The sequence below is a fragment of the Stenotrophomonas sp. ATCM1_4 genome (genome assembly GCF_004348115.1).
GTDB lineage: Bacteria > Pseudomonadota > Gammaproteobacteria > Xanthomonadales > Xanthomonadaceae > Stenotrophomonas > Stenotrophomonas capsici.
Genome location: NZ_QPFB01000001.1, coordinates 1,586,085 through 1,608,112, shown reverse-complemented (window position 1 = coordinate 1,608,112; position 22,028 = coordinate 1,586,085). Strand labels below are relative to the sequence as shown.

The window sequence follows — 22,028 nt, the reverse complement described above, 5'->3', positions numbered from 1 at the left end:
TCATCAAGCGAGAGCAGTGGATCGCTCCAGGTGCCGTTATCGCGTCAGGCTTTCAAGCCCAGCGCTCGCAACCATGCGTCCACTTGGCCGAATGCATCCTGCTGCCATTGTTCCGGGGTACGATCTCCCAGCACAGCCGTTTCTTCGACAAACAAGCGGACACTGGTGGGCCCATAGCTTTCCAGAGTGTCGAACTTCCCGGCGATCATGCGGTATCCCGTAATACCACTGTCTCGGTCCAGCACCGGCCGGCAGGCTTCCGCCAAGGCGTCGATGCCACCGGGATAGTTACGGATGCAGTAGTAGATGTCATAAGCGTCCTTCTGCTTGTGACGGCCTTCGATGGCATAGCCCTTCATCGCCAGCAATGCGGGAATCGAACACACCGCGATCTCCACGCGGTTGGTGCCGCCGGTTGGCATGGAGCCTGTAACCGCCACCATCTCGTAGAAGTGGTTCGCCAGGTCCGCCCCGTCTGCTCGCTGGACGGCGAAGTTGTCGATCAGCGGTGGTTTGTTCCTTGCGATGTCGGCATCACGCGGCATCAGGAAATCGACGATGACATCAATCGGTCCACCGCCATCTGTGGCGGGTACCTGCCGCACCAGTTGGAATCGGCGAAGCCCATCACGTTGCTGGTAGCCATGTCCCATAAGCGACTCGACCAGCGTCGCGTACTCGCCGTCACCAAGGGCTTCGGCATCGAGGCCAAGGTCCAGGTCGAGCGTACCGACGTGGGGCATGTCCGCATTTGCCAGCAGTAACCACGGCACGGCGCCGCCGATCACGGCGAACTTTCCTTTGAAGCTGCCGAGGATCTGTCCGATCTCGACCAAAACAGTCTTGACCGCGGCTGTCGTGCGGTCGTCGTAGTCGGTGGCGGATTGCGGTTCCTGTGGGATCAGATTCTCTGCCACGTCAGCATTTCCTTGCGTAGATGGTCAGCGGCTTCCATGCCGCGTTCGCCGGACACGATCAGGTCCAGGTAGGTCTGTACCGGGCTGGTGCAGACCACGCCTGGTGTCGGTTCGATTGCATCGAGGAACAGGCCATCATCCTTGGGTATCGTCACTACAACGTTCTGACCTTTCCCGACTGCGGACAGTCCAAGGGCCGCGTGTAGCCGCTCAAGGCCCTGTGCATCCGCGTAGAAATAGTGGGTGCCGGTGCGCGCATAGGGCGCCAACCATTGTGCAGCAGAGTAGGAGGCAAGCACGGCTTGCCCGTTGTCATCGCTACCCGCGCGCAGCACCTTTCTGGTTGCTTCATCCAATGCGCTACCGTGAATCGTTGTATAGAAGCTCAGGCGCTTTCCGACGGGCGAGCGGTAACCCGCCGCCCATTCGTCAAGCAGGGCATCGGGCTTGGAGAGAAGTAGCCCTTCATCCACGACTTCAGCCCACTCCCGGTCCAGCAGGTTGCTGCGCACGTTGCTGACATGACCCACGCTGACGGCACTGGCGTCGGCAAGCTCGATCACTCGCCATGTCCGGCTTGGGTCGCGGAGCAGGACGCGCAATACCTGTGCCGACTTCGGAGTGAATAACGATTTGAGTTCGCGGCGCTCGCTGTCTGGCTTGGTGGCGACTTGGCGTTCGATATAGATGCCATCGAAGGACAAGTAGGCATTGCCCTCCAGGTCGATGAATCCCACACCTTCTTCGCGGCACATGGCTTGCGCATTTGGCGACAAGTAGGGGGCGATGAAGACCGGAATGGCACCTTCCGCGTTTCGTTCCACGTAGTGCTTCAGCCGAAAAAGCGCTGCCCGCACATACCGTGGCTGCCCACTGGACTTCACTTCACAAACCAGCAGTCGGTCCTGGCCGCCTGCTTTGAGGCGCACCAGGATATCGGCTCCCCCATCGGGGGCGTGAAGTTGAGGTTCGACCCTCAGCCGCGTGATGGCGGGCACCTGCCCAAGCACGCTTTGCAGCGCTTCAGCGGCATGTGTTTCGACGAATTTCACTAATTCGGCTTGTTTCAGCATTTGCTGAAATTATCAATATTGGTGAAAAAGTCAACGTTATTTCAGTAAAGTTGAGCATTTCAGCATATGCTGAAAGAGGTGTTAGGGCTGAAAAAGAGTCCGATCGCAGGGGTCAGTGAACCGGGATTCTGAGAGATTTCAATGGGGATACTGCAAGAAGTGATGATAAAATTTAAGAAATTCAGTGGGTTGCGCAAACAATGAAAATCGCCAGCTGGAACGTCAACTCCCTCAACGTCCGCCTGCCGCACCTGGAACAGTGGCTGGCCGACTTTGCCCCCGACGTGGTCGGCATCCAGGAAACCAAGCTGGAGGACCACAAGTTCCCGGACACGCGCCTGCTGGAGTTGGGCTACCGCAACGTGTTCGCCGGGCAGAAGACCTATAACGGCGTGGCGCTGCTGTCGCGGCACCCGATCGAGGACGTGCAGATCGGCATCCCCGGCTTCGAGGACGAGCAGAAGCGGGTGATCGCCGGCACCGTCAACGGCGTGCGCATCATCAACCTGTACGTGGTCAACGGCCAGGACGTGGGCACGGACAAATATGAGTACAAGCTGCGCTGGCTGGCCGCGGTGCGTGGCTGGATCGCCGACGAGCTGCACAAGCACCCGCAGCTGGTGGTGCTGGGCGATTTCAACATCGCCCCGGACGAGCGCGACGTGCCCGACCCGATGGTGTGGAACGAGAACCACATCCTGACCTCCACCGCCGAGCGTGCGGGCCTGCGCAAGATCCTGGAGTTGGGCCTGCACGACGGCTTCCGCCTGCACAACGACGAAGGCGGCATCTTCAGCTGGTGGGATTACCGCGCCGCCGGGTTCCGCCGCAACCTGGGCCTGCGCATCGACCTGACGCTGGTGTCCGACGCGCTCAAGCCGCGCGCGCAGGCCTCGGGCATCGACCGCGAGCCCCGCACCTGGGACCGCCCCAGCGACCATGCCCCGGCCTGGGTGCAGTTGGCGCAGGGCTGAAACCGCAAGGCCCGGCCATTGCTGGCCGGGCCCGGTCGAATGGCGCCATGCTGCGTTTCAGCGGATGCTCTTGCGCGTGAACAGGTTGACGATGGCCAGCAGGATCACCGCGCCCAGCAGCGACAGCACGAACGAGCGCAGGGTGATGGCGGCATTGATGCTGCCACCGCCAAACAGGAAGCCGGCGATCATGGCGCCGATGATGCCGACCACGATGTTCAGGATGATGCCCTGCTGCGCATCACGGCGCATGATGAGGCTGGCAAGCCAGCCGACGATGCCACCGACGATCAACCAGACGATGATGCCCATGCGTGTATCTCCCAGCGTGAATGCACCCGGGGACGGTGCGGTGCGGACAGTCAACGCGCACCGCGGTGAACATCCTGTTGAAGCGGCGGTGGTCTGTTCAGCATGAGGGGTTACGTGGAACGTTGGGATTTCGACCCGGTGCGGGTCTGGCTGCTGCCGCATGTCCCGGGCACGCGCGGCGAGCCGCAGGCACGCGTGCTGCTGGCCGATGTGCTGGGCAGCACCCCGCAGGACCTGCCGTTGACGCGGGATGAGCGCAATCGCCCGTGGTTGATCGGGGAGCTGGCCCACTACGGCACCGGCTGGAGCCACAGCGGCCCGCATCTGCTGGTGGCGCTGGGGCAGGGCGCACGCCTGGGGGTGGACCTGGAACAGCAGCGGCCGCGCCGGCAGATGCGCGAGGTGATCCGGCGTTTCTTCCACCCACAGGAGATCCAGTGGCTGGACGGGCTGGACGACGCGGCATGCCAGCAGTGGTTCTTCCGGGTGTGGTGCGCCAAGGAAGCCTTGTTGAAGGCGCACGGGCACGGCATCTCGTTCGGGTTGGAGAAGCTGCAGTTCGCGCCGGACGCGGCGGGGGCGCTGCAATTGGTGTGGTGCGACCCGGGCCTGGGCGAGGCCGGCCGCTGGCACCTGCACGAGTGGCAGGCCGCGGCCGATTTCCGCGCGGCGCTGGCGTGGTATCCGCTGTGATGGGCGGGTGATATCCACTGTGATGAGCGAAACGGAGAAAGGCCGCGACAGCGGCCTTTCTTATGCTTCTGCTCCAAGCCCCCTCCCTTGCGGCAAAGGCGTAGGGGAGGGTTGGGGAGGGGTAGCTGTTGCTGTTGCGTTTGCCCCGACCGATACCGTCCCGGTCCTTTCAGCAGGCAAAGCCAGAGCCAGAGCGACCCCTCCCCAACCCTCCCCTACGCCTTTGGCGCAAGGGAGGGGGCAGAAGCGAAGCCAAAGCCAAAGCCAAAGCCAAAGCCAAAGCCAAAGCCAAAGCCTTCCCCCGCTCCTGCGATAATCCCCGCCATGAACGACACCTCCCTCCCGCCCGACGTCAGCACCGACCTGCAGCAGGGCCTGCAGGCCATGGGCCTGGACGCCGCGCTCGCCACCCCGCTGCTGGCCTACCTGGCCCTGCTGGTGCGCTGGAACCGTACCTACAACCTCACCGCCATCCGCGATCCGCGCGAAATGGTCACCCGCCACCTGCTCGACTCGCTGGCCATGGCCAGCCACGTCACCGCCGGCACCCTGGCCGACCTCGGCACCGGCCCCGGGCTGCCCGGCATCCCGCTGGCCATCACCCACCCGCAGCTGCAGGTCACCCTGGTCGAGAGCAACGGAAAGAAGGCCCGCTTCCTGCGCGAGGCCGTGCGCCAGCTGGGCCTGAAGAACGCCCGCGTCGCCGAGTCGCGGGCCGAGGCGCTGGATGAGCCCGGTGCCTACGACAACCTCACCGCCCGCGCCATGGACACCCTGGCCGGCATCGTCGAGGTCGGCGGTCACCTGTTGCGCCCCGGCGGCCAGCTGCTGGCCATGAAGGGCGTCTACCCGCACGAGGAGATCGCCCAGCTGCCGGCCGACTGGCAGGTAGTGGAAGTGCGTCCGCTGCAGGTCCCCGGCCTGGTCGGTGACCGCCACCTGGTCGTGGCCGAACGCAGGTAAGCCCGGATCCGCTCCGGCCGGCCCCACGCCGGCGGGCCCCCACGGGATCATTCCGACGACGCTCCCCCTCCCGTTGCCGCCGGCAAGGGGAGGCCGGGGAGGGCAGCCATTGCCCCCGAAAGGCACGCCGATTTCCGCCTGCGCGCCGCTACCCCCATAATGACCAGTCCAACCCCGCCCACGAGGCTCCCCTGCATGGCTCGCATCATCGCCATCGCCAACCAGAAAGGCGGCGTCGGCAAGACCACCACGGCCGTCAATCTGGCTGCTTCCCTTGCCGCCGCACCCAAGCGTGTGCTGCTGGTCGACCTGGATTCGCAGGGCAACGCGACCATGGGCAGTGGCGTGGACAAGCGTGAAGTCGCAGCTTCCACCTGCGACCTCCTGCTCGGCGAGAACAGCGCCGTCGAAGTGCGCGTGCAGACCGCCGAGGGCTATGACCTGCTGCCCGGCAACATCGACCTGACCGCCGCGGAGATCCAGCTGATGGAGCAGGGCGAGCGCGAGCAGCGGCTCAAGCGCGCGCTGGCGCCGATCCGCGATGAATACGACTTCATCCTGATCGACTGCCCGCCGGCGCTGTCGCTGCTGACCCTCAACGCCTTGGCCGCCGCCGACTCGGTGATCGTGCCGATGCAGTGCGAGTACTACGCCCTGGAAGGCCTCAGCGCGCTGGTGCAGACCATCGATGCGCTCAAGGTCAACCTGAACCCGGCACTGGAGATCGAGGGCGTGCTGCGCACCATGTTCGACGTGCGCAACAACCTGGCCAACGCGGTGTCCGCGCAGCTCACCGAGTACTTCGGCGACCGCGTGTTCCGCACCATCGTGCCGCGCAACGTGCGCCTGGCCGAGGCGCCCAGCCATGGCCAGAGCATCGTCGGCTACGACCGCAGCTCGCGTGGCGGGGTGGCCTACCTGGGCCTGGCCGGTGAGATCATCCGCCGCAACAACGAACGCAAGCAGGCCGCCCCGGCCGTGGAGACCGTCTGATGGCCGGTGCCAAGAAACGTGGCCTCGGCCGTGGACTGGATGCCCTGCTGGGCCCGAAGGGCGCCGTCACCCCGGTGACCGTGGCCGCGGTGGCCGAACCGCAGCCGGGCGAGGTGCTGCGCAAGCTGCCCATCGACCAGCTGCAGCCGGGCAAGTACCAGCCGCGCCGCGACATGGACGAAGGCAAGCTGGCCGAGCTGTCCGAGTCGATCAAGGCGCAGGGCATCATCCAGCCCATCCTGGTGCGCCAGATCGAGGGCGGCAAGTACGAAATCATCGCCGGTGAACGCCGTTGGCGCGCCTCGCGCCTGGCCGGGCTGGACGATGTGCCGGTGGTGGTGCGCGAGCTGGAAGACCGCACCGTCATCGCGATGGCGCTGATCGAGAACATCCAGCGCGAAGACCTCAACCCGCTGGAAGAGGCCGAGGCGCTGGCCCGGCTGGTCAGCGAGTTCTCGCTGACCCACGCCGAAGCCGCGCAGGCCGTCGGCCGCTCGCGCGCCTCGGTGTCCAACCTGCTGCGCCTGATCGACCTGCCCATCGGCGTGCGCGTGCTGCTGGAAACCCGTCGCCTGGAAATGGGCCATGCCCGTGCGCTGCTCACGCTGGCGCCGGAACTGGCCACCAAGCTGGCCGAGGAAGCCGCCGAGCAGGGCTGGTCGGTGCGCGAGGTCGAGCACCGCGCCCAGCAGTTCGCCGCCGGCAAGGTGCCGGGCGCACGCAAGGCCAAGCCGTCGCCGACCGCGCCGCAGGCCGACATCGCCTCGCTGGAAACCGAGCTGTCCGAATCGCTGGGCACCAAGGTGGCGATCGCCCACGGCCGTGGTGGCAAGGGCAAGCTGGTCATCCATTACACCGACCTGGACACGCTGGAAGGCGTGCTCGAGCGGTTGCGTCGCCGTCAGCAGGGCTGACGGCCACCCTTCATCCCCCTGAGGTGAACGCAAGGCAATGAACCCCACCAAGGTCGACCGCAATCATCTGTTGCGTCTGACCGACCTGCCGAATGTCGGGCCGGCCTGTGAGAAAGATCTCCGTCTGATTGGAATCCGTGTCCCGGCGCACCTGCGCGGGCGTGATCCCTACGACATGTATGCCCAGCTGTGCCTGAAGACCGGCGTGGTGCACGACCCCTGCGTGATCGATGTGTTCCTGTCCATCGTGCGCTTCATGGCGGGGGATTCCCCGCAGCCCTGGTGGGCCTACAGCAAGGAACGCAAGGAAACCCTGGCCAGGGAAGCACCGCTGACCCTGTGGTGAGGTGGCCCCCGGCCCCCGCGTGGGACCGGGCCGATGACAGCGCGGTACGGCGTGATGCTCCCCGGACAGGGCAGACCGGTGAAATCTGTATCGTTGGCGGCGAAAATGCCGTCATTACGTCTGGATAGTTCTGATGACCCTTCTCGTGACCGGTGCGGCCGGCTTCATTGGTGCCTACACCTGCCAGGCGCTGTCCGCCCGCGGCGAGCGGGTGGTGGGGCTGGACAACTACAACGACTACTACGACCCGCAGATCAAGCGCGACCGGGTGGCCGCGCTGTGCCCGCAGGTGGACATCCGCGCGCTGGACATCACCGACCGCGACGGCCTGGCCGCATTGTTCGATGAAGTGCAGCCGACCCGGGTGATCCACCTGGCCGCGCAGGCCGGCGTGCGGTATTCGCTGGAAAACCCGCACGCCTACGTGCAGAGCAACCTGGTCGGCTTCGTCAACCTGCTGGAGCTGTGCCGCCACCGCGGCGTGCAGCACCTGGTGTACGCCTCCAGCAGCTCGGTCTACGGCAATTCGGCCACGCCGCCGTTCTCCGAGGACCAGCGCGTGGACCAGCCGCGCTCGCTGTACGCCGCCACCAAGGCCGCCAACGAGCTGATGGCCTACACCTACGCCCAGCTGTATGGCCTGCGCGCCACCGGGCTGCGCTTCTTCACCGTGTATGGCCCGTGGGGCCGGCCGGACATGGCGCCGCTGCTGTTCTCGCGCGCGGTGCTGGCCGGGCGCAGCATCGAGGTGTTCAATGAGGGCCACATGCGCCGCGACTTCACACATGTTTCCGACATCGTCACCGGTATCCTCGGGGCGCTGTCGCATCCCAGTGCCGAGGCCACGCCGCATCAGGTGTTCAACCTCGGCAACCACACACCGGTGGAGCTGGAGCACTTCATCGACGTGATCGCCTCGGCCGCCGGCCGGCCGGCCAACAAGGTCTACAGGCCCATGCAGCCCGGCGACATGGTCCAGACCATGGCCGATACCGCGCGGGCCAGGGCGGCCTTCGGCTACGAGCCGGCCACCCCGATTGAAGTGGGCCTGCCACCGGTGGTGGAGTGGTGCCGCACCTACTTCGGACCGCGCGCCTGATTTCATCTCCCGCTAATACGGAAGCGGGAAAATGCGCGGTCTTCCTGAATACGCATTGCCAACGGATCGCGTCATGAACCAGCCTGCCCTCTCGGTGGTCGTCCCCGTCTTCAACGAGCGCGACAACGTCGCCCCGCTGGTCAACGAAATCACCGCTGCGCTGCGCGGCAAGGTGCCCTTCGAGATCGTCTACGTGGACGACAACTCCAAGGATGACAGCCTGCAGGTGCTGCAGGCGCTGAAGGCCACCAACCCCGAGCTGCGGGTGCTGCACCACGTCCAGCAGAGCGGCCAGAGCACCGCGGTGCGGACCGGGGTCAAGGCGGCGCGCGCGCCGTGGATCGCCACCCTCGACGGCGACGGCCAGAACGACCCGGCCGACATCCCCAGGCTGCTGGCCGCGCGCGATACCGCCGAGGGCGGGGTCAAGCTGTTCGCCGGCTGGCGGGTCAACCGCCAGGACAGCGGCTCCAAGCGCTGGGCCAGCAAGTGGGCCAATGCCATCCGCGCGCGCATGCTGCGCGACGACACTCCCGACACCGGCTGCGGCATCAAGCTGTTCGACCGCGATGCCTTCCTCGACCTGCCGTACTTCGACCACATGCACCGCTACCTGCCGGCGCTGATGCAGCGCGCCGGCTGGAAGACCGTGAGCGTGCCGGTCAACCACCGCCATCGCACCGCGGGCGTGTCCAAGTACAACAACTTCGGCCGTGCCATGGTCGGCATCCGCGACCTGCGCGGCGTGGCGTGGCTGATCACCCGCTCCAAACGCACGGCGGTGGAGGAGCTCTGAGCATGGATTTCATGAACCAGCCGCTGGTCTGGCTGGAGTGGACCGGCGTGCACATGTCGCCGTGGAAGCTCATCGGCCTGACCGGCGCGTTGATGTTCGGCGGACGCTGGCTGGTGCAGTTCGTCGCCTCGCGGCGCGCCGGCAAGCCGGTGATCCCGCGCCTGTTCTGGTACATGAGCGTGCTGGGCAGCCTGATGACGCTGAGCTACTTCGTGTTCTCGGCCAAGCAGGACGCGGTCGGCGTCATCCAGAACCTGTTCCCGGCCTTCACCGCGCTGTACAGCCTGCGCCTGGACATCAAGCACCGCGGCTGGAAACGGGACAAGGCAGGGCACTGACGGCGGCGCGATTCCGGCGCTTTTGCCGCCTGAATCGGTCTAGGTCGGGCAGCGGCTTCAATGCGATGATCCGGGGTGAACTGTCTTCATCCGGGGAATCCTGATCGTGAAATCACCGCTGACCGCCGCCCTCCTGCTTGCCCTTGGCCTGAGCGCCGTGCCTGCCCTTGCCGCCCAGCCTGCCGCGCCGTCCACGCTGGCGACGCAGGCGGCCGATGCCCGGTTCCAGGCGATCTACGAGAAGGAATGGGCCTGGCGGCAGACCGGCGGCGGCGAGGCCAGCGAGGACGGTGACGCCCCGGCCGACGCGACCACCCTGCCCGATGTCGGCGCGCAGGCCCAGCAGGCCCGGCTCAAGGTGTGGGACGAGGTGCTCAAGCAGCTGGAGGGCATCGACCCGGCCACGCTCTCGGCCGAGAACCAGGTCAACTACGCCATCTACAGGTACCAGGTGGAGAACCTGGCCGACGAAGTGCGCCAGGGCACCTACGAGATGCCGTTCAACTCGGACTCCTCGTTCTGGTCGAACCTGAGCTTCATGGCCCGGCGCGAGATGAAGACCGCCGCCGAGTACCGTGCCTACATCGCGCGCCTGAACGACGTGCCGCGCTACTTCGACCAGCAGATGGTCAACATGCGTGCCGGCCTGGCGCGCGGCTTCAGCGTGCCGCGCGCGGTGCTTGAAGGCCGAGACGTGTCGATCTCGACCGTGGCCGGGCTGAAGGACCCGACCCAGTCGCCGTTGTACGAACCGTTGCAGAAGATGCCGTCCAGCATCCCCGCCACCGAGCAGGCCAGCCTGCAGGCCGATGCCCGGCAGGCCATCAGCGGCAGCGTGGTACCGGCGTTCGGCAAGCTGTTGACCTTCTTCCGCGAAGAGTACGTGCCGCAGTCGCGCACCACCCTTGCCGCCGAGAAGATGCCCGGCGGCAAGGAGTTCTATCGCCAGCAGATCCGCGAGTACACCACGCTGGACATGAGCCCGCAGGAGATCCATGCGCAGGGCCTGGCCGAGGTGAAGCGCATCCAGGGCGAGATGAACGCCATCATCGACAAGGTCGGCTTCACCGGCAAAAGCCCGGACACCCGCTTCGCCGATTTCCTCCAGTTCCTGCGTACCGACCCGCAGTTCTACGCCAAGACCCCGGACGAACTGCTGTGGCGCGCGGCGTGGATCTCCAAGCGCGTGGACGGCGTGATCGGTCGCTACATGACGCTGCCGCGCGCGCGCTTCACCATCGTGCCGGTGCCGCCGGACATCGCCCCGTTCTGGACCGCCGGCCGCGGCGGCATGGGCACTTACTGGCTCAACACCTACAACCTGCCGGCACGCCCGCTGTACAACCTGCCGGCGTTGACCCTGCATGAGTCCGACCCGGGCCACGCGCTGCAGGGTGCATTGGCTGCCGAGCAGACCGACCTGCCGGAGTTCCGTCGCAACAACTACATCTCCGCCTACGGCGAGGGCTGGGGCCTGTACACCGAGAAGCTCGGCGTGGAGATGGGCATCTACCAGACCCCGTACGAGGACTTCGGTCGGCTGACCTACGAGATGTGGCGTGCCTGCCGGCTGGTGATCGACACCGGCGTGCATCACTACGGCTGGACCCGCGAGCACGCCATCGCCTACCTGCGTGACCACACCGCGCTGAGCGAGCACGAGGTGACCACCGAGGTCGACCGCTACATCTCCTGGCCGGCGCAGGCATTGAGCTACAAGCTGGGCGAGATCACCATCGTGCGCCTGCGTGCCGAGGCCGAGCAGGCGCTGGGCAGCCGCTTCGACGTCAAGGGCTTCCACGACACCATCCTGCGCCTGGGTTCGGTGCCGCTGCCGGTGCTGGAGCAGCAGGTGCGTGCCTATATTGAGCAACGCAAGAACGCCAAGTAAGGCCGAAGCAAAGGCGCCCTCATCCGGCGCTGCGCGCCACCTTCTCCCGCACGCGGGAGAAGGGTTGGGGTACTGCAATTGCAGGTATTGCTCCAGCGGGCGACCAACACTGCCGCAGTTTGCGACCAACCAGAGCCGCAATTGCAGGCACTGCTCCAGCGTGCGGCCAACCCGTCCCTTCTCCCGCCCGCGGGGTGAGGACTTGTTGCTTACGAGCCATTGGCTCGTACAAGACCGAACGCCCAGCGCGCTGCGCTGGGCAGGGGCGCGGAGCGAGGGGCCCGCAGGGCGGATGAGGGCCGCTTTCGGCCCCCTGCGATTGTGTAACGGCGCCCGCCCCGGCTAGGCTGCGCCGATGCTGCAGTCCCTGCGCCACCGCCGCCTGTTCCTGCTGCGCCTGCTGATGCTGGCGCTGGTGGGTTTTGGCGTGTTCGGTACCTCGCTGGCCTCGGCATTGACCGACATCCACATGCTGTCGCATGCCGATATCGGCGCCGACGTGCATGAACACGACGACGCGGCGCTGGCCAAGGCGCCCGATGCCGAGGATGCCGCCAACGCGCTGTTGCATGCCCTGGTGCACTGCGTGGACTGCCACTGCCATGGCGGCGTGCTGCCGACCCTGGCGCCGGCGTGGTCGCTGTCGTTCCCGCCGGTACAGTCCGCACCGCTGGCGCAGGTGCCGCAGTGCGCCTCGCAGCCGGCCGAGAGCCTGTTCCGTCCCCCGATAGCCGCCTGACGTCCCGGCCCATTGGCCGGCTCCCACGTCTGCAACTGCTATCTGGAGATTCCCCATGTGGATGCGCCTGGCGGCGATAGCCGCCTTTGCGCTGGTGCCGCGCGTGTACGCGCAGGCACCGGCGTCTGCTGTTCCGTTGAGCCTGGACGCGGCCATCGCCCGCGTCGCCGTTGACCACCCCGACCTGCAATTGGTCGATGCACAACGTCCCGTGCGGGAAGCACGCCGTGACGCCGCTTCGCTGCGCCCGCCGCTGCAGTTCGGCGTCGATGTCGAGAACCTGCTCGGCAGCGGCGACAACCGTGGCCTGAAGGGGCTGGAAACCACCGTCAGCCTGTCCGGCGTGCTGGAGCGCGGCGGCAAGCTCGACGCGCGCCGTCTGCTGGCGCAGTCCAACCTCGACGCCCTGGCCCCGCAGCGTGCCACCGCGCGGCTGGACCTGCTGGCAGAAACCGCCCGTCGCTACCTCGACGTGGCGCGCGCGCAGTCCGCGCTGGACATCGCCCTGACCGACATCGAGCAGCGCCGTCGTGCGGTGAATGCCGCGCGCGTGCGGCTGCAGGCCGGTGCATCACCGGAATCGGTGCTGTTCACCGCGCAGGCGATGCTGGCGCAGGCCGAGCTGGACCGCGACCGCGCCACCCAGGAAGCCGCCTCGGCGCGCCTGGCCCTGGCCGCCTTGTGGGGCGCACGCCAGGCGGGTTTCGCGTCGGTCAGCGGCAATGCCCTGCGCCTGCCGGCGGTACGTGACTTCGACGTGCTGGCCGACGAACTGCAGCGTGCACCGGAGCTGGCCGAGTTGCTGGGCGAGGAGCGCGTCCGCGATGCCCAGCTGCAGCTGGCACGTACTGCCGCGCGCCCGGACTGGAACTGGCAGGTCGGGGTGCGCAACAGCCGCGCCGACAGCGCCACGTCGCTGGTCGGGGGTTTCAGCATCCCGCTCGGCAGCGCACGCCGCGCCGCGCCGGAAATCCGCGAAGCCGAGGCCAACCTCGCGTTGCTGCCCTATGAGCGCAAGGCGCGCCTGCAACAGCTGTACGCCACGCTGGCCGAAGCACATGGCCGCTATGCCGGTGCACGGCTGGAGGTGGAACGCCTGCAGCGCGACGTGCTGCCGCAGCTGCAGAAGGCCGAACGTGCCGCCGAACAGGCCTGGCGTGCCGGCGCGGCCAGCTATATGGAATGGGCGCAGTTGCAGGCCATGCGCATCGAGGCGCGCCAGCGCCAGCTCGATTCGGCCATCGCCGCACAGACTGCCCTGATTGAAATCCAGCGTCTCACCGGCCAGTCGATGCTCGCCGATGACGCCACCGTTGCCCTGGAGAACGCACGATGAGCCGCACCCCGTTGATTTCCACCGCCGCACTGGTGCTGTTGGTGCTGTCGTTGAGTGCCTGCGGCGGCAAGCCCGAGGCAGCGGCGTCCGCCACCGAGGAAGAGGCCGGCCACGACGAAGCCGGCCACGCCCATGAGGAAGGCGAGGAAGAAGCCGAACGCACCACCATCAAGGCGGCGATGGCACAGCAGGCCGGCATCGTCAGTGCGCCGGCACAGTCCGGCACCATCGCCGACGAGCATGAGGTGCAGGGCCTGCTCACGCCGGTCGACGGCCGCGTGGCGCAGGTGATGGCGCGCTTCCCTGGCCCGATCCGCGCGCTGCGGGCCAACGTGGGTGACCGCGTCAGCGCCGGCCAGGCGCTGGCCAGCATCGACAGCAACCTGAGCCTGACCACCTACGGCGTCAGTGCGCCGATCAGCGGCGTGGTGCTGTCGCGGCAGGCGCAGGTCGGCGCGGTAGCGGGCGAGGGCACGCCGCTGTTCGAGATCGGCGACCTGTCCGAGTTGTGGGTGGACCTGCACATCTTCGGTGCCGACACCCAGCACATCACCGCCGGCGTGCCGGTCACCGTCACCCGCATGACCGATGGCGTCAGCCAGGCCACCACGCTCGAACGCGTGCTGCCGGGCACCGCCACCGCCAGCCAGAGCACGGTGGCACGCGCGGTCGTGCGCAACGAGGATGGCTTGTGGCGCCCGGGCGCGGCGGTGAAGGCGCGCATCGTGGTGGCGATGCAGCCGGCCGCCGTCGTGGTGCCGCTGTCGGCGCTGCAGAGCATGGATGGGCACGACGTGGTGTTCGTGCGCGAGGGCGAGACCTACACCGCGCGCGAGGTGACGCTGGGCGCGCGGGATGCCGCCAAGGTCGAGATCAAGGATGGCCTGCGCGCCGGCGAGCAGGTCGTGGTCGAGCAGAGTTACGTGGTCAAGGCCGACATCGGCAAGGCGGGGGCCGCACATGAACATTGATTGCCGCCAACGCATCCACGGAGGGCCGCGCCATGCTTGAGCGCATCATCCGCGCCGCCATCGCGCATCGCTGGTTGATGATGGTGCTGACGCTGGCCCTGATCGCCATCGGCAGCTGGAGCTTCACCCGCCTGCCGATCGACGCCACGCCCGACATCACCAACGTCCAGGTGCAGATCAACACCGCGGCCGAAGGCTACTCACCGCTGGAGGCCGAACAGCGCATCACCTATCCGGTGGAAACGGTAATGGCCGGCCTGCCGAAACTCGAGCAGGTGCGTTCACTGTCGCGTTACGGCCTGTCGCAGGTGACGGTGGTGTTCAAGGATGGCACCGACCTGTACTTCGCCCGCCAGCAGGTGGCCGAACGCCTGCAGCAGGTGAAATCACAGCTGCCTGAAGGGCTGGATCCGCAGCTGGGGCCGATCGCCACCGGCCTGGGTGAGATCTTCATGTACACCATCGACGCCGATCCCGAGGCGCGCAAACCGGGCGGCACCGCGTACACCGCCACCGACCTGCGCACGCTGCAGGACTGGGTGGTGCGCCCACAGCTGCGCAATGTGCCGGGCGTCACCGAGGTCAACACCATCGGTGGCTACCAGCGGCAGATCCACATCACTCCGGACCCGGCCAAGCTGCGCGCGTTGGGCTTCACCCTCGACGACGTCGCCGAAGCGGTGGAGGGCAACAACCAGAACGTCGGCGCCGGCTACATCGAGCGCAACGGCCAGCAGTTCCTGGTACGCGTGCCCGGGCAGGTGAGCGGCGTGGAGGAGATCGGCAACATCGTGCTGGCCCGTCGCGAAGGCGTGCCGATCCACGTGCACGACGTGGCCGAGGTCGCCGAGGGCCCGGAGCTGCGCAGCGGCGCGGCCACCCAGAACGGCCACGAGGTGGTGATGGGCACCGTGGTGATGCTGGTCGGGGCCAACAGCCGCGAGGTGGCGCAGGCCGCTGCCGCCAAGCTGGAACAGGCACAACGCAGCCTGCCCGAAGGCGTCACCGTCACCGCCAGCTATGACCGCACCGCGCTGGTGGACCGCACCATCCAGACCGTGGCCAAGAACCTGCTGGAAGGCGCGCTGCTGGTGATCGTGGTGCTGTTCCTGCTGCTTGGTAATTTCCGCGCGGCGCTGATCACCGCGGCGGTGATCCCGCTGTCGATGCTGTTCACGCTGACCGGCATGGCGCGCGGCGGCGTGTCGGCCAACCTGATGAGCCTGGGGGCGCTGGACTTCGGCCTGATCGTCGACGGCGCGGTGATCATCATCGAGAACTGCCTGCGTCGTTTCGGCGAACGCGCGCATGCCCTGGGCCGGGCGATGACGCTGGAGGAACGCTTCGCCGAGACCGCCAGCGCCACCGCCGAGGTGATCCGCCCCAGCCTGTTCGGCCTGGGCATCATCACCGCGGTGTACCTGCCGATCTTCGCGCTCACCGGCGTGGAGGGGAAAATGTTCCACCCGATGGCGATCACCGTGGTGCTGGCGTTGACCGGCGCGATGCTGCTGGCCCTGACCTTCGTGCCCGCCGCGATCGCGTTGTTCCTGGGTGGGCGCGTGGAGGAGAAGGAAAACCGCCTGATGGCCTGGCTGCGGCGCCGTTACGAGCCGTTGCTGGACGCGGTGCTGCGGCGCGGGCGTTGGATCGTCGGTGGTGCGGCGTTGCTGGTGGTGCTGTGCGGCCTGCTGGCCACCCGGTTGGGCAGCGAGTTCGTGCCCAACCTGGACGAAGGTGACGTGGCGATGCATGCCATGCGCATTCCCGGCACCAGCCTGACCCAGTCGGTGAACATGCAGAAGCAGGTGGAAATGCGCCTGCTGCAGTTCGCCGAGGTGGACAAGGTGTTCTCCAAGATCGGTACGCCGGAAGTCGCCTCCGACCCGATGCCGCCGTCGGTGGCCGATACCTTCATCATGATGAAGCCGCGCAAGCAGTGGCCGGACCCACGCAAGCCGCGCGTGCAGCTGTTGGCCGAACTCGAAGCCGCGGTGGAGGAACTGCCGGGCAACAACTACGAGTTCACCCAGCCGATCCAGATGCGCATGAACGAGCTGATCTCCGGCGTGCGTGCCGACGTGGCGGTGATGCTGTTCGGTGACGACATGGAAACCCTGGCGCAGGTCGGCCAACGCATCGCCGAGGTCGCCGGGAAGGTGCCGGGCGCAGCGGACGTGCGATTGGAGGAGACCAGTGGCCTGCCGTTGCTGACGGTCACGCCCGATCGCAGCGCGCTGGCCGGCTACGGGCTCAACCCGGGCCAACTGCAGGCTACCGTGTCCACCGCGGTGGGCGGGCGCGTGGCGGGGCAGTTGTTCGAGGGTGACCGCCGTTTCGACATCGTTGTGCGCCTGCCCGAGGCCTTGCGCCAGGACCCGGCCGCGCTGGCCGACCTGCCGGTGTCGCTGGAACCGGCGTTGGCGCAGGACAGCGCCGATGAGTCCAGTCGCGCCGGTGGCTGGCGCAGTGGTGACGCGCGCACCGTGCCGTTGCGTGAGCTGGCCCGCATCGAGAGCAGCGAGGGGCCGAACCAGATCAACCGCGACAACGGCAAGCGCCGCATCGTGGTCACCGCCAACGTACGCGACCGCGACCTGGGCAGTTTCGTCGCCGACCTGCAGGCGGCGGTGGATGCGCAGGTGAAGGTGCCGGCCGGCTACTGGGTGGAGTACGGGGGCAGCTTCGAACAGCTGATCTCGGCCAGCCAGCGCCTGGCGGTGGTGGTGCCGGTGACGCTGGTGCTGATCTTCGCGTTGCTGTTCTGGGCATTTGGCTCGGGCAAGGACGCGGCCATCGTGTTCAGTGGCGTACCGTTGGCACTGACCGGAGGCGTGCTGGCCCTGGCGATGCGCGGCATTCCGCTGTCGATCTCGGCCGGCATCGGTTTCATCGCCCTGTCCGGCGTGGCGGTGCTCAACGGGCTGGTGATGATCAGCTTCGTGCGCCACCTGCGCGAACAGGGCCGTTCGCTGGACGTGGCGGTGCGCGAAGGCGCGCTGGGCCGCCTGCGTCCGGTGCTGATGACCGCGCTGGTTGCCTCGCTGGGCTTCGTGCCGATGGCATTCAACGTCGGCGCCGGCTCGGAAGTGCAGCGCCCGCTGGCCACGGTGGTGATCGGTGGCATCGTCTCCTCGACGCTGCTGACCCTGCTGTTGCTGCCGGTGCTGTACCGCTGGCTGCATCGCAAGGACTGAGTGCTCGCGGGCATGCTTTGAGCCCCTCTCCCGCTAGCGGGGTAAGAGGGGCCGCTTGCGAACCACCGGTTCGCGGCCCGTCGAACGTCCTTGCACCAGCGCAGGGGCCGGGGCGTGGAGCGGGGGTTGGGGTGAGGGGCGCTCCTGGCTCGCAATGCACTGGGAGCACGGAACATTCCGGATGCGCAGCGCTTACCAAGCGTCACGGAGCCCAAAGGACCTACAACCTCCTGCAAACGATCCGCTCCAGCGCGACAATAGCCGCGACGAAAACCTTGAGCCCCCCATGAGCGAGTGTTGCGGCTGCGGCAAAACCCTGGAAGTCGAACGCATGCAGGCCCGCCAACGGCGGGTGCTGGTGCAGGTGCTGGTCATCAACCTGCTGACGTTCGTGATGATGATGGGCGCGGCCTGGCACAGCGGCTCGGCCTCATTGCTGTCCGGCAGCCTGGACAATCTCGGCGACGCGCTGACCTATGCGCTGAGCCTGGCGGTGGTCGGTGCCAGCCTCGCCGCCAAGGCGCGCGTGGCCCTGCTCAAGGCGGTGTTCATCCTGTGCGCGGCCATCGCGGTGGCCGTGGGCATCGGCTGGAAGCTGGCCCATCCGCACCTGCCGCTGTTCGAAAGCATGGGCATCGCCGCGCTGCTGAATCTGGTCGCCAACCTGCTGTGCCTGCGCCTGCTGTGGCCGTACCGACAGGGCGACATCAACCTGGCCTCGGCCTGGGCGTGTTCGCTGAACGATGTGTACGAAGGCAGTGCCGTGATCCTGGCCGCGCTGGCGGTGTGGGCGTTCGGTGCCGGTTGGCCGGACCTGCTGATCGCCGTGGCCTTGCTGCTGCTGTTCCTGCGCTCGGCCTGGAAGGTGGCGCGCGCGGCCTGGCGTGAACTGCGTGGCGCGCAGGCACGTGCGGCCTGACTTGATGTGCGTGCGCCGGGCTGGCTAGAGTCGGGCGGTACATCCAGGGAGCGGGCCCATGCGTATGCACCATCTTGCCGTGCCGGTTCTGTTGTCGCTGTGTGGCCCGGCCGCCGCGCAGGACAGCCCCATCTACATCGAGTTCCTGTGGTCCAGGACACCGGCTGACGCGATTGCCCGCCAGCAGACGCGGCAGTTCGTCATGACGGGCGATCACGAGCACCAGGTCTGCGTGGCCGCCAATGCCACGACCGACGATGTCGGTGGCCTGCAGCTGGAGCTGCGCGATGCCGACGGCAAGCAGGTATCCCTGCACCGCTATGACGACTACCGCGGCGCCAAACGGTGCTACCGGGCCGACCTGGGCATCGGTGGCAGGCCGGGAGACTGGACGGCGCATGTCCTCCTCGGTGACGGCGGCACCAACACCGCGACGATCCGCGTCGATCCAAGCCTGGAGGACTCGCCGTTGTTCCAGGAGCGTGGCATTCCCTACGTCGCCGGCCGCCCGAACTACGATGCCTCGATCCCGCCGGAACAATGGTCGGGCCGGCTGGTCTGGGCGATGGACGTCGACCCGCAAGGCAAGGTCACCCATGTGGAGGTGGAAGTGGCCGAGGGCGTGGGTGAACGCCTGCGTGACCGCGCCATCGCCGCCGGCTACCTGAGCCTGTTCCCGCCGGACCCGGGCCGGGCCGGCACGCCGCTGCGCTGGCGCCGGACGCTGGACTTCGCCCCCCAATAGGCCCCGCTGCGGCCGGTGATTTGCACTCGGGGCCTTGGCGCGGCATAATTACCGGCTCGCTGTGTCCGGAAACCTCCGGATTGGTGGTCGGGAACGTGTCATTCGCCCACCCTTGTCAGCGTAACCCTTTGATTCCCATGACACGTGGCGGGCAACCGCCGGGGCCGCCGTCTTCCTGGCTAAGGAAGTCACCAACATTACCGAGGTGCGCAATGTCCCGCGTATGCCAAGTTTCCGGCAAGCGAGTGCAGACGGGTAACAACGTCTCGCACGCCAACAACAAGACCCGTCGTCGTTTCCAGCCGAACCTGCACGAGCGTCGTTTCTGGGTCGCCAGCGAGAACCGCTGGGTCAAGCTTCGTGTTTCCGCGCATGCACTGCGCACCATCGACAAGAACGGCATCGATTCCGTTCTGGCTGAGCTGCGTGCCCGCGGCGAAAAGGTCTGAGGAGTAAACGATCATGGCAGGTAAGCGCGATAAGGTCCGTATGATTTCCTCGGCCGGCACTGGCCACTTCTACACGACCGACAAGAACAAGAAGAACACCCCGGGGAAGATGGAATTCCTGAAGTACGATCCGGTGGTGCGCAAGCATGTGATGTACAAGGAAGGCAAGATCAAGTAATCCGCCCGGATTGCCTGGTTTACCGTTCCACCCAGGACCCGCCGCAAGGCGGGTTCTGTGTTTCAGGCGTGTGAAAGCCCTGCGGCGCATCGCCCATGAACACATGCCGGCAGGGCATCAGGCCGGGGGATGGCATCGCCTACAATCGGGCGGATGAGCGTTCTTGATACCCCCGGGCCGTGTGACGTGGCCATCATCGGCGGCGGTGCCGCCGGCGTCCTCACCGCCATCGGCCTGCTGCGCGGCGCGCGGTCGGCGTTGCGCATCCTGATCCTGGAGCCCTCGTTGCCACTGGCGCGCGGCGTGGCCTACGCCACGCCCTACGACGAGCACCTGCTCAACGTGCCGGCCGGCAAGATGGGCGGCTTCCCCGACCAGGTCGAGGACTTCCTCGATTACCTGATCCACGCCCAGGCCTTCCCCGGGGTGGCGCGCGACACGCTGGCTGCGAGCTTCGTGCCGCGCTGGCGGTACGCCGAGTACCTGCGCGCGCGCCTGCAGCAGGCCGTGGACAGCAGCGCCGCACAGCTGGAGATCCGCGCCGAGCGCGTGCTTGAGCTGGACCGTGACGGTGATGGCCTGCGCCTGGTCCTGGCCTCCGGGCAGGCGGTGCAGGCCCGGCGCGTGGTGCTGGCCTCGGGCAATGCATTGCGCCCGTTGCCGGCCCGTGGCGCTGGCTCGCTGCCCGAGGACAAGCGCGTGGAGGCATGGGATTTCGCGGCGGTACGTGGGATCGCCGAGCATGCCGACGTGGCGATCATCGGCTCCGGCCTGAGCATGGCCGACACCGTGGTGTCGCTGCTGGCCAGCGGCCACCGCGGGCGTATTCACGTGCTGTCACGGCATGCCCTGATGCCGTTGCCACATGCCAAGGGGCCGGCCGCCGACTACGACCCGGAGCCGCTGCTGGCGATGAACCTGCGCCAGCGCCTGCATGCCCTGCGCGGGCATGCGCGCGCGGCCGCCGCGCGCGGCATCCCCTGGCAGAACGTGATGGAGCGGATCCGGCCGATGGGCCAGGCGCTGTGGCAGACACTGTCCTGCGATGACCAGCGGCGCTTCCTGCGCCACGTGGTGCGCTATTGGGACATCCACCGCCACCGCATCGCCGGCTCCGTGCATGCACAGCTGGTGCAGCTGCAGCAGGAAAAGCGGCTGGTGCTGCATCGCGGCCGGTTGGAGACCGCGGTCAGCGAGGGTGCCTGCGTGCGGCTGACCGCCATGGACCTGCGCCGTCATCCGTTGCCGCTGGACGTGCACTGCGTGGTCAACGCCACCGGCGTGGAGATGCGCGCCCAGGCCATGCGCAATCCCCTGCTGCAGCAATTGCTGGGCAGCGGGCTGGCGCGCCCGGGGCCGCACGGCATGGGCATCGACAGTGCGCCGGACGGCAGCCTGATCGACGCCGACGGCGTGGTCGAGCCGCGCGTGCAGGTGCTGGGCAGCCTGCGCATCGGCCGGCTGTGGGAAAGCCTGGCCATTCCGGAATTGCGTGGCCAGGCGGCGCAGGCGGCTGTGGCGCTGGGCTGAACCGTCACGCCTGCGGGGGCAGGGAATGATCAGCGGGGAATTGAAGAGGGGCGCCGTCGGCGCCCCTCTGTTGTTTCAGGACTTCCCCTGGCCGCCGCCAGCGGGGGGCGGTTCGGATCCGCCGGTGTTGGGTGCCTTGGGGGGATTCATCGAGCGGAATGATGGCTCGAAGCGTTCGCCTCCGCGAACCGGCTGGTCCCGGTTCATCAGCGCAAGGCGTCGATTGTCGACATGCGCCCACGACCATTCACCGCGCGGGATGCTCTGCGAGGAGACGTAAGTGAACTGGACGGCCTGGCTGCCGTCTTCGGCGGTCAGTGTGATCAAGGCCATGTTGGCAATGAACTGACTGCTGATTGCGCGGCCGTCCTTGTTGTTGGCGGGAGCAGTGACGATTTCCTGCAGGTTGTCCTCCAGCAGGCGGTTCAGCCTGGGAGAAAGGCGAAAGGCTGGATTGACGCCGGACACGCGGCCTTTGGCATCCACCTTGACCAGGACAGGAAGCACCTGGCGGTGATCGACATCCTGTACGGACGGGGAGGCCGACTCGGCGAGTGCCGCGCCATGAACAGCCATCAGCGCGAGCGTGCCCGCGAGTGCATTGATCATCTTTCCCATGATCCTTCTCCTGAAAGTTGACTTACCGCTGATCCGT

23 protein-coding genes are annotated in these 22,028 nt (G+C 67.1%); 19 read left to right on the top strand and 4 right to left on the bottom strand.

The features are described 5' to 3' along the window. Positions 1-44: 44 nt before the first annotated feature. Complete coding sequence (locus ATCM_RS07645) at positions 45-917, bottom strand: nucleotidyl transferase AbiEii/AbiGii toxin family protein (RefSeq protein WP_132863900.1); 873 nt, start codon at positions 915-917, stop codon at positions 45-47. Beyond that, entirely contained in the window at positions 902-1,990 is a 1,089-nt protein-coding gene (locus ATCM_RS07640) for a type IV toxin-antitoxin system AbiEi family antitoxin (protein WP_132863898.1), read from the bottom strand. Before ATCM_RS07640 ends, ATCM_RS07645 begins: the two co-directional genes overlap by 16 nt. 200 nt (positions 1,991-2,190) lie before the next feature. On the opposite strand from ATCM_RS07640, the gene xth reads away from it, so the two are divergent. Then, entirely contained in the window at positions 2,191-2,964 is a 774-nt protein-coding gene (gene xth / locus ATCM_RS07635; RefSeq protein ID WP_132863896.1) for an exodeoxyribonuclease III, read from the top strand. A 57-nt stretch (positions 2,965-3,021) separates the two neighbouring features. Here xth and ATCM_RS07630 read toward each other — a convergent pair whose 3' ends face one another. Further along, positions 3,022-3,276 (bottom strand): GlsB/YeaQ/YmgE family stress response membrane protein, encoded by a 255-nt coding sequence (locus tag ATCM_RS07630; protein ID WP_132863894.1) that lies wholly within the window; start codon positions 3,274-3,276, stop codon positions 3,022-3,024. A 114-nt stretch (positions 3,277-3,390) separates the two neighbouring features. Here ATCM_RS07630 and ATCM_RS07625 point away from each other — a divergent pair, with 114 nt between their 5' ends. The 18 genes from ATCM_RS07625 to ATCM_RS07540 all read left to right on the top strand — a co-directional run bounded on the left by ATCM_RS07625 (position 3,391) and on the right by ATCM_RS07540 (position 21,373). Continuing rightward, positions 3,391-3,969 carry a 4'-phosphopantetheinyl transferase superfamily protein gene (locus ATCM_RS07625; RefSeq protein WP_243693975.1) on the top strand — a complete coding sequence of 193 codons (579 nt, stop codon included), beginning with the start codon at positions 3,391-3,393 and terminating at the stop codon, positions 3,967-3,969. Positions 3,970-4,293: 324 nt separating this feature from the next. Next, the gene (gene rsmG, locus ATCM_RS07620; protein WP_132863891.1) at positions 4,294-4,932 is read left to right on the top strand and encodes a 16S rRNA (guanine(527)-N(7))-methyltransferase RsmG; all 639 of its coding nucleotides are present in this window, start codon (positions 4,294-4,296) and stop codon (positions 4,930-4,932) included. A 195-nt stretch (positions 4,933-5,127) separates the two neighbouring features. After that, positions 5,128-5,925, top strand: coding sequence for a ParA family protein (locus ATCM_RS07615; protein WP_132863889.1), 798 nt, complete (start codon positions 5,128-5,130; stop codon positions 5,923-5,925). Further along, positions 5,925-6,839 carry a ParB/RepB/Spo0J family partition protein gene (locus ATCM_RS07610; protein ID WP_132863887.1) on the top strand — a complete coding sequence of 305 codons (915 nt, stop codon included), beginning with the start codon at positions 5,925-5,927 and terminating at the stop codon, positions 6,837-6,839. The genes ATCM_RS07615 and ATCM_RS07610 overlap by 1 nt, the downstream gene beginning before the upstream one ends. 37 nt (positions 6,840-6,876) lie before the next feature. Further along, entirely contained in the window at positions 6,877-7,185 is a 309-nt protein-coding gene (locus tag ATCM_RS07605) for a helix-hairpin-helix domain-containing protein (RefSeq protein ID WP_132863885.1), read from the top strand. 133 nt (positions 7,186-7,318) lie between these two features. Then, complete coding sequence (locus tag ATCM_RS07600; RefSeq protein ID WP_132863883.1) at positions 7,319-8,284, top strand: NAD-dependent epimerase/dehydratase family protein; 966 nt, start codon at positions 7,319-7,321, stop codon at positions 8,282-8,284. A 73-nt stretch (positions 8,285-8,357) separates the two neighbouring features. Beyond that, positions 8,358-9,080 carry a glycosyltransferase family 2 protein gene (locus ATCM_RS07595; protein ID WP_132863881.1) on the top strand — a complete coding sequence of 241 codons (723 nt, stop codon included), beginning with the start codon at positions 8,358-8,360 and terminating at the stop codon, positions 9,078-9,080. Next, on the top strand, positions 9,077-9,418 hold the full coding sequence (locus ATCM_RS07590) for a lipid-A-disaccharide synthase N-terminal domain-containing protein (protein WP_132866104.1): 342 nt from the start codon (positions 9,077-9,079) through the stop codon (positions 9,416-9,418). Before ATCM_RS07595 ends, ATCM_RS07590 begins: the two co-directional genes overlap by 4 nt. Positions 9,419-9,524: 106 nt before the next feature. Beyond that, positions 9,525-11,309, top strand: coding sequence for a DUF885 family protein (locus ATCM_RS07585; protein ID WP_132863879.1), 1,785 nt, complete (start codon positions 9,525-9,527; stop codon positions 11,307-11,309). A 355-nt stretch (positions 11,310-11,664) separates the two neighbouring features. Beyond that, positions 11,665-12,048, top strand: a complete 384-nt coding sequence (locus ATCM_RS07580) for a hypothetical protein (protein WP_132863877.1) — start codon at positions 11,665-11,667, stop codon at positions 12,046-12,048. Positions 12,049-12,103: 55 nt separating this feature from the next. Further along, positions 12,104-13,384, top strand: a complete 1,281-nt coding sequence (locus ATCM_RS07575) for a TolC family protein (RefSeq protein WP_132863875.1) — start codon at positions 12,104-12,106, stop codon at positions 13,382-13,384. Further along, a complete protein-coding gene (locus tag ATCM_RS07570) occupies positions 13,381-14,355 on the top strand; it encodes an efflux RND transporter periplasmic adaptor subunit (RefSeq protein ID WP_132863873.1) in 975 nt (324 codons plus the stop codon). Before ATCM_RS07575 ends, ATCM_RS07570 begins: the two co-directional genes overlap by 4 nt. Before the next feature lie 32 nt (positions 14,356-14,387). After that, positions 14,388-17,552 carry a CusA/CzcA family heavy metal efflux RND transporter gene (locus ATCM_RS07565; protein WP_132863871.1) on the top strand — a complete coding sequence of 1,055 codons (3,165 nt, stop codon included), beginning with the start codon at positions 14,388-14,390 and terminating at the stop codon, positions 17,550-17,552. A gap of 286 nt (positions 17,553-17,838) precedes the next feature. Then, positions 17,839-18,471, top strand: coding sequence for a cation transporter (locus ATCM_RS07560; protein WP_132863869.1), 633 nt, complete (start codon positions 17,839-17,841; stop codon positions 18,469-18,471). A 58-nt stretch (positions 18,472-18,529) separates the two neighbouring features. Continuing rightward, positions 18,530-19,216, top strand: a complete 687-nt coding sequence (locus tag ATCM_RS19330; RefSeq protein ID WP_243693974.1) for a hypothetical protein — start codon at positions 18,530-18,532, stop codon at positions 19,214-19,216. Between the two features lie 212 nt (positions 19,217-19,428). Beyond that, positions 19,429-19,665, top strand: coding sequence for a 50S ribosomal protein L28 (rpmB, locus tag ATCM_RS07550; protein WP_132863867.1), 237 nt, complete (start codon positions 19,429-19,431; stop codon positions 19,663-19,665). Positions 19,666-19,675: 10 nt separating this feature from the next. Next, on the top strand, positions 19,676-19,843 hold the full coding sequence (gene rpmG, locus ATCM_RS07545) for a 50S ribosomal protein L33 (protein ID WP_172675037.1): 168 nt from the start codon (positions 19,676-19,678) through the stop codon (positions 19,841-19,843). Positions 19,844-19,996: 153 nt separating this feature from the next. Further along, a complete protein-coding gene (locus tag ATCM_RS07540; protein WP_132863865.1) occupies positions 19,997-21,373 on the top strand; it encodes an FAD/NAD(P)-binding protein in 1,377 nt (458 codons plus the stop codon). A 75-nt stretch (positions 21,374-21,448) separates the two neighbouring features. Here ATCM_RS07540 and ATCM_RS07535 read toward each other — a convergent pair whose 3' ends face one another. Next, positions 21,449-21,991, bottom strand: a complete 543-nt coding sequence (locus ATCM_RS07535; RefSeq protein WP_132863863.1) for a hypothetical protein — start codon at positions 21,989-21,991, stop codon at positions 21,449-21,451. Between the last annotated feature and the right edge of the window lie 37 nt (positions 21,992-22,028).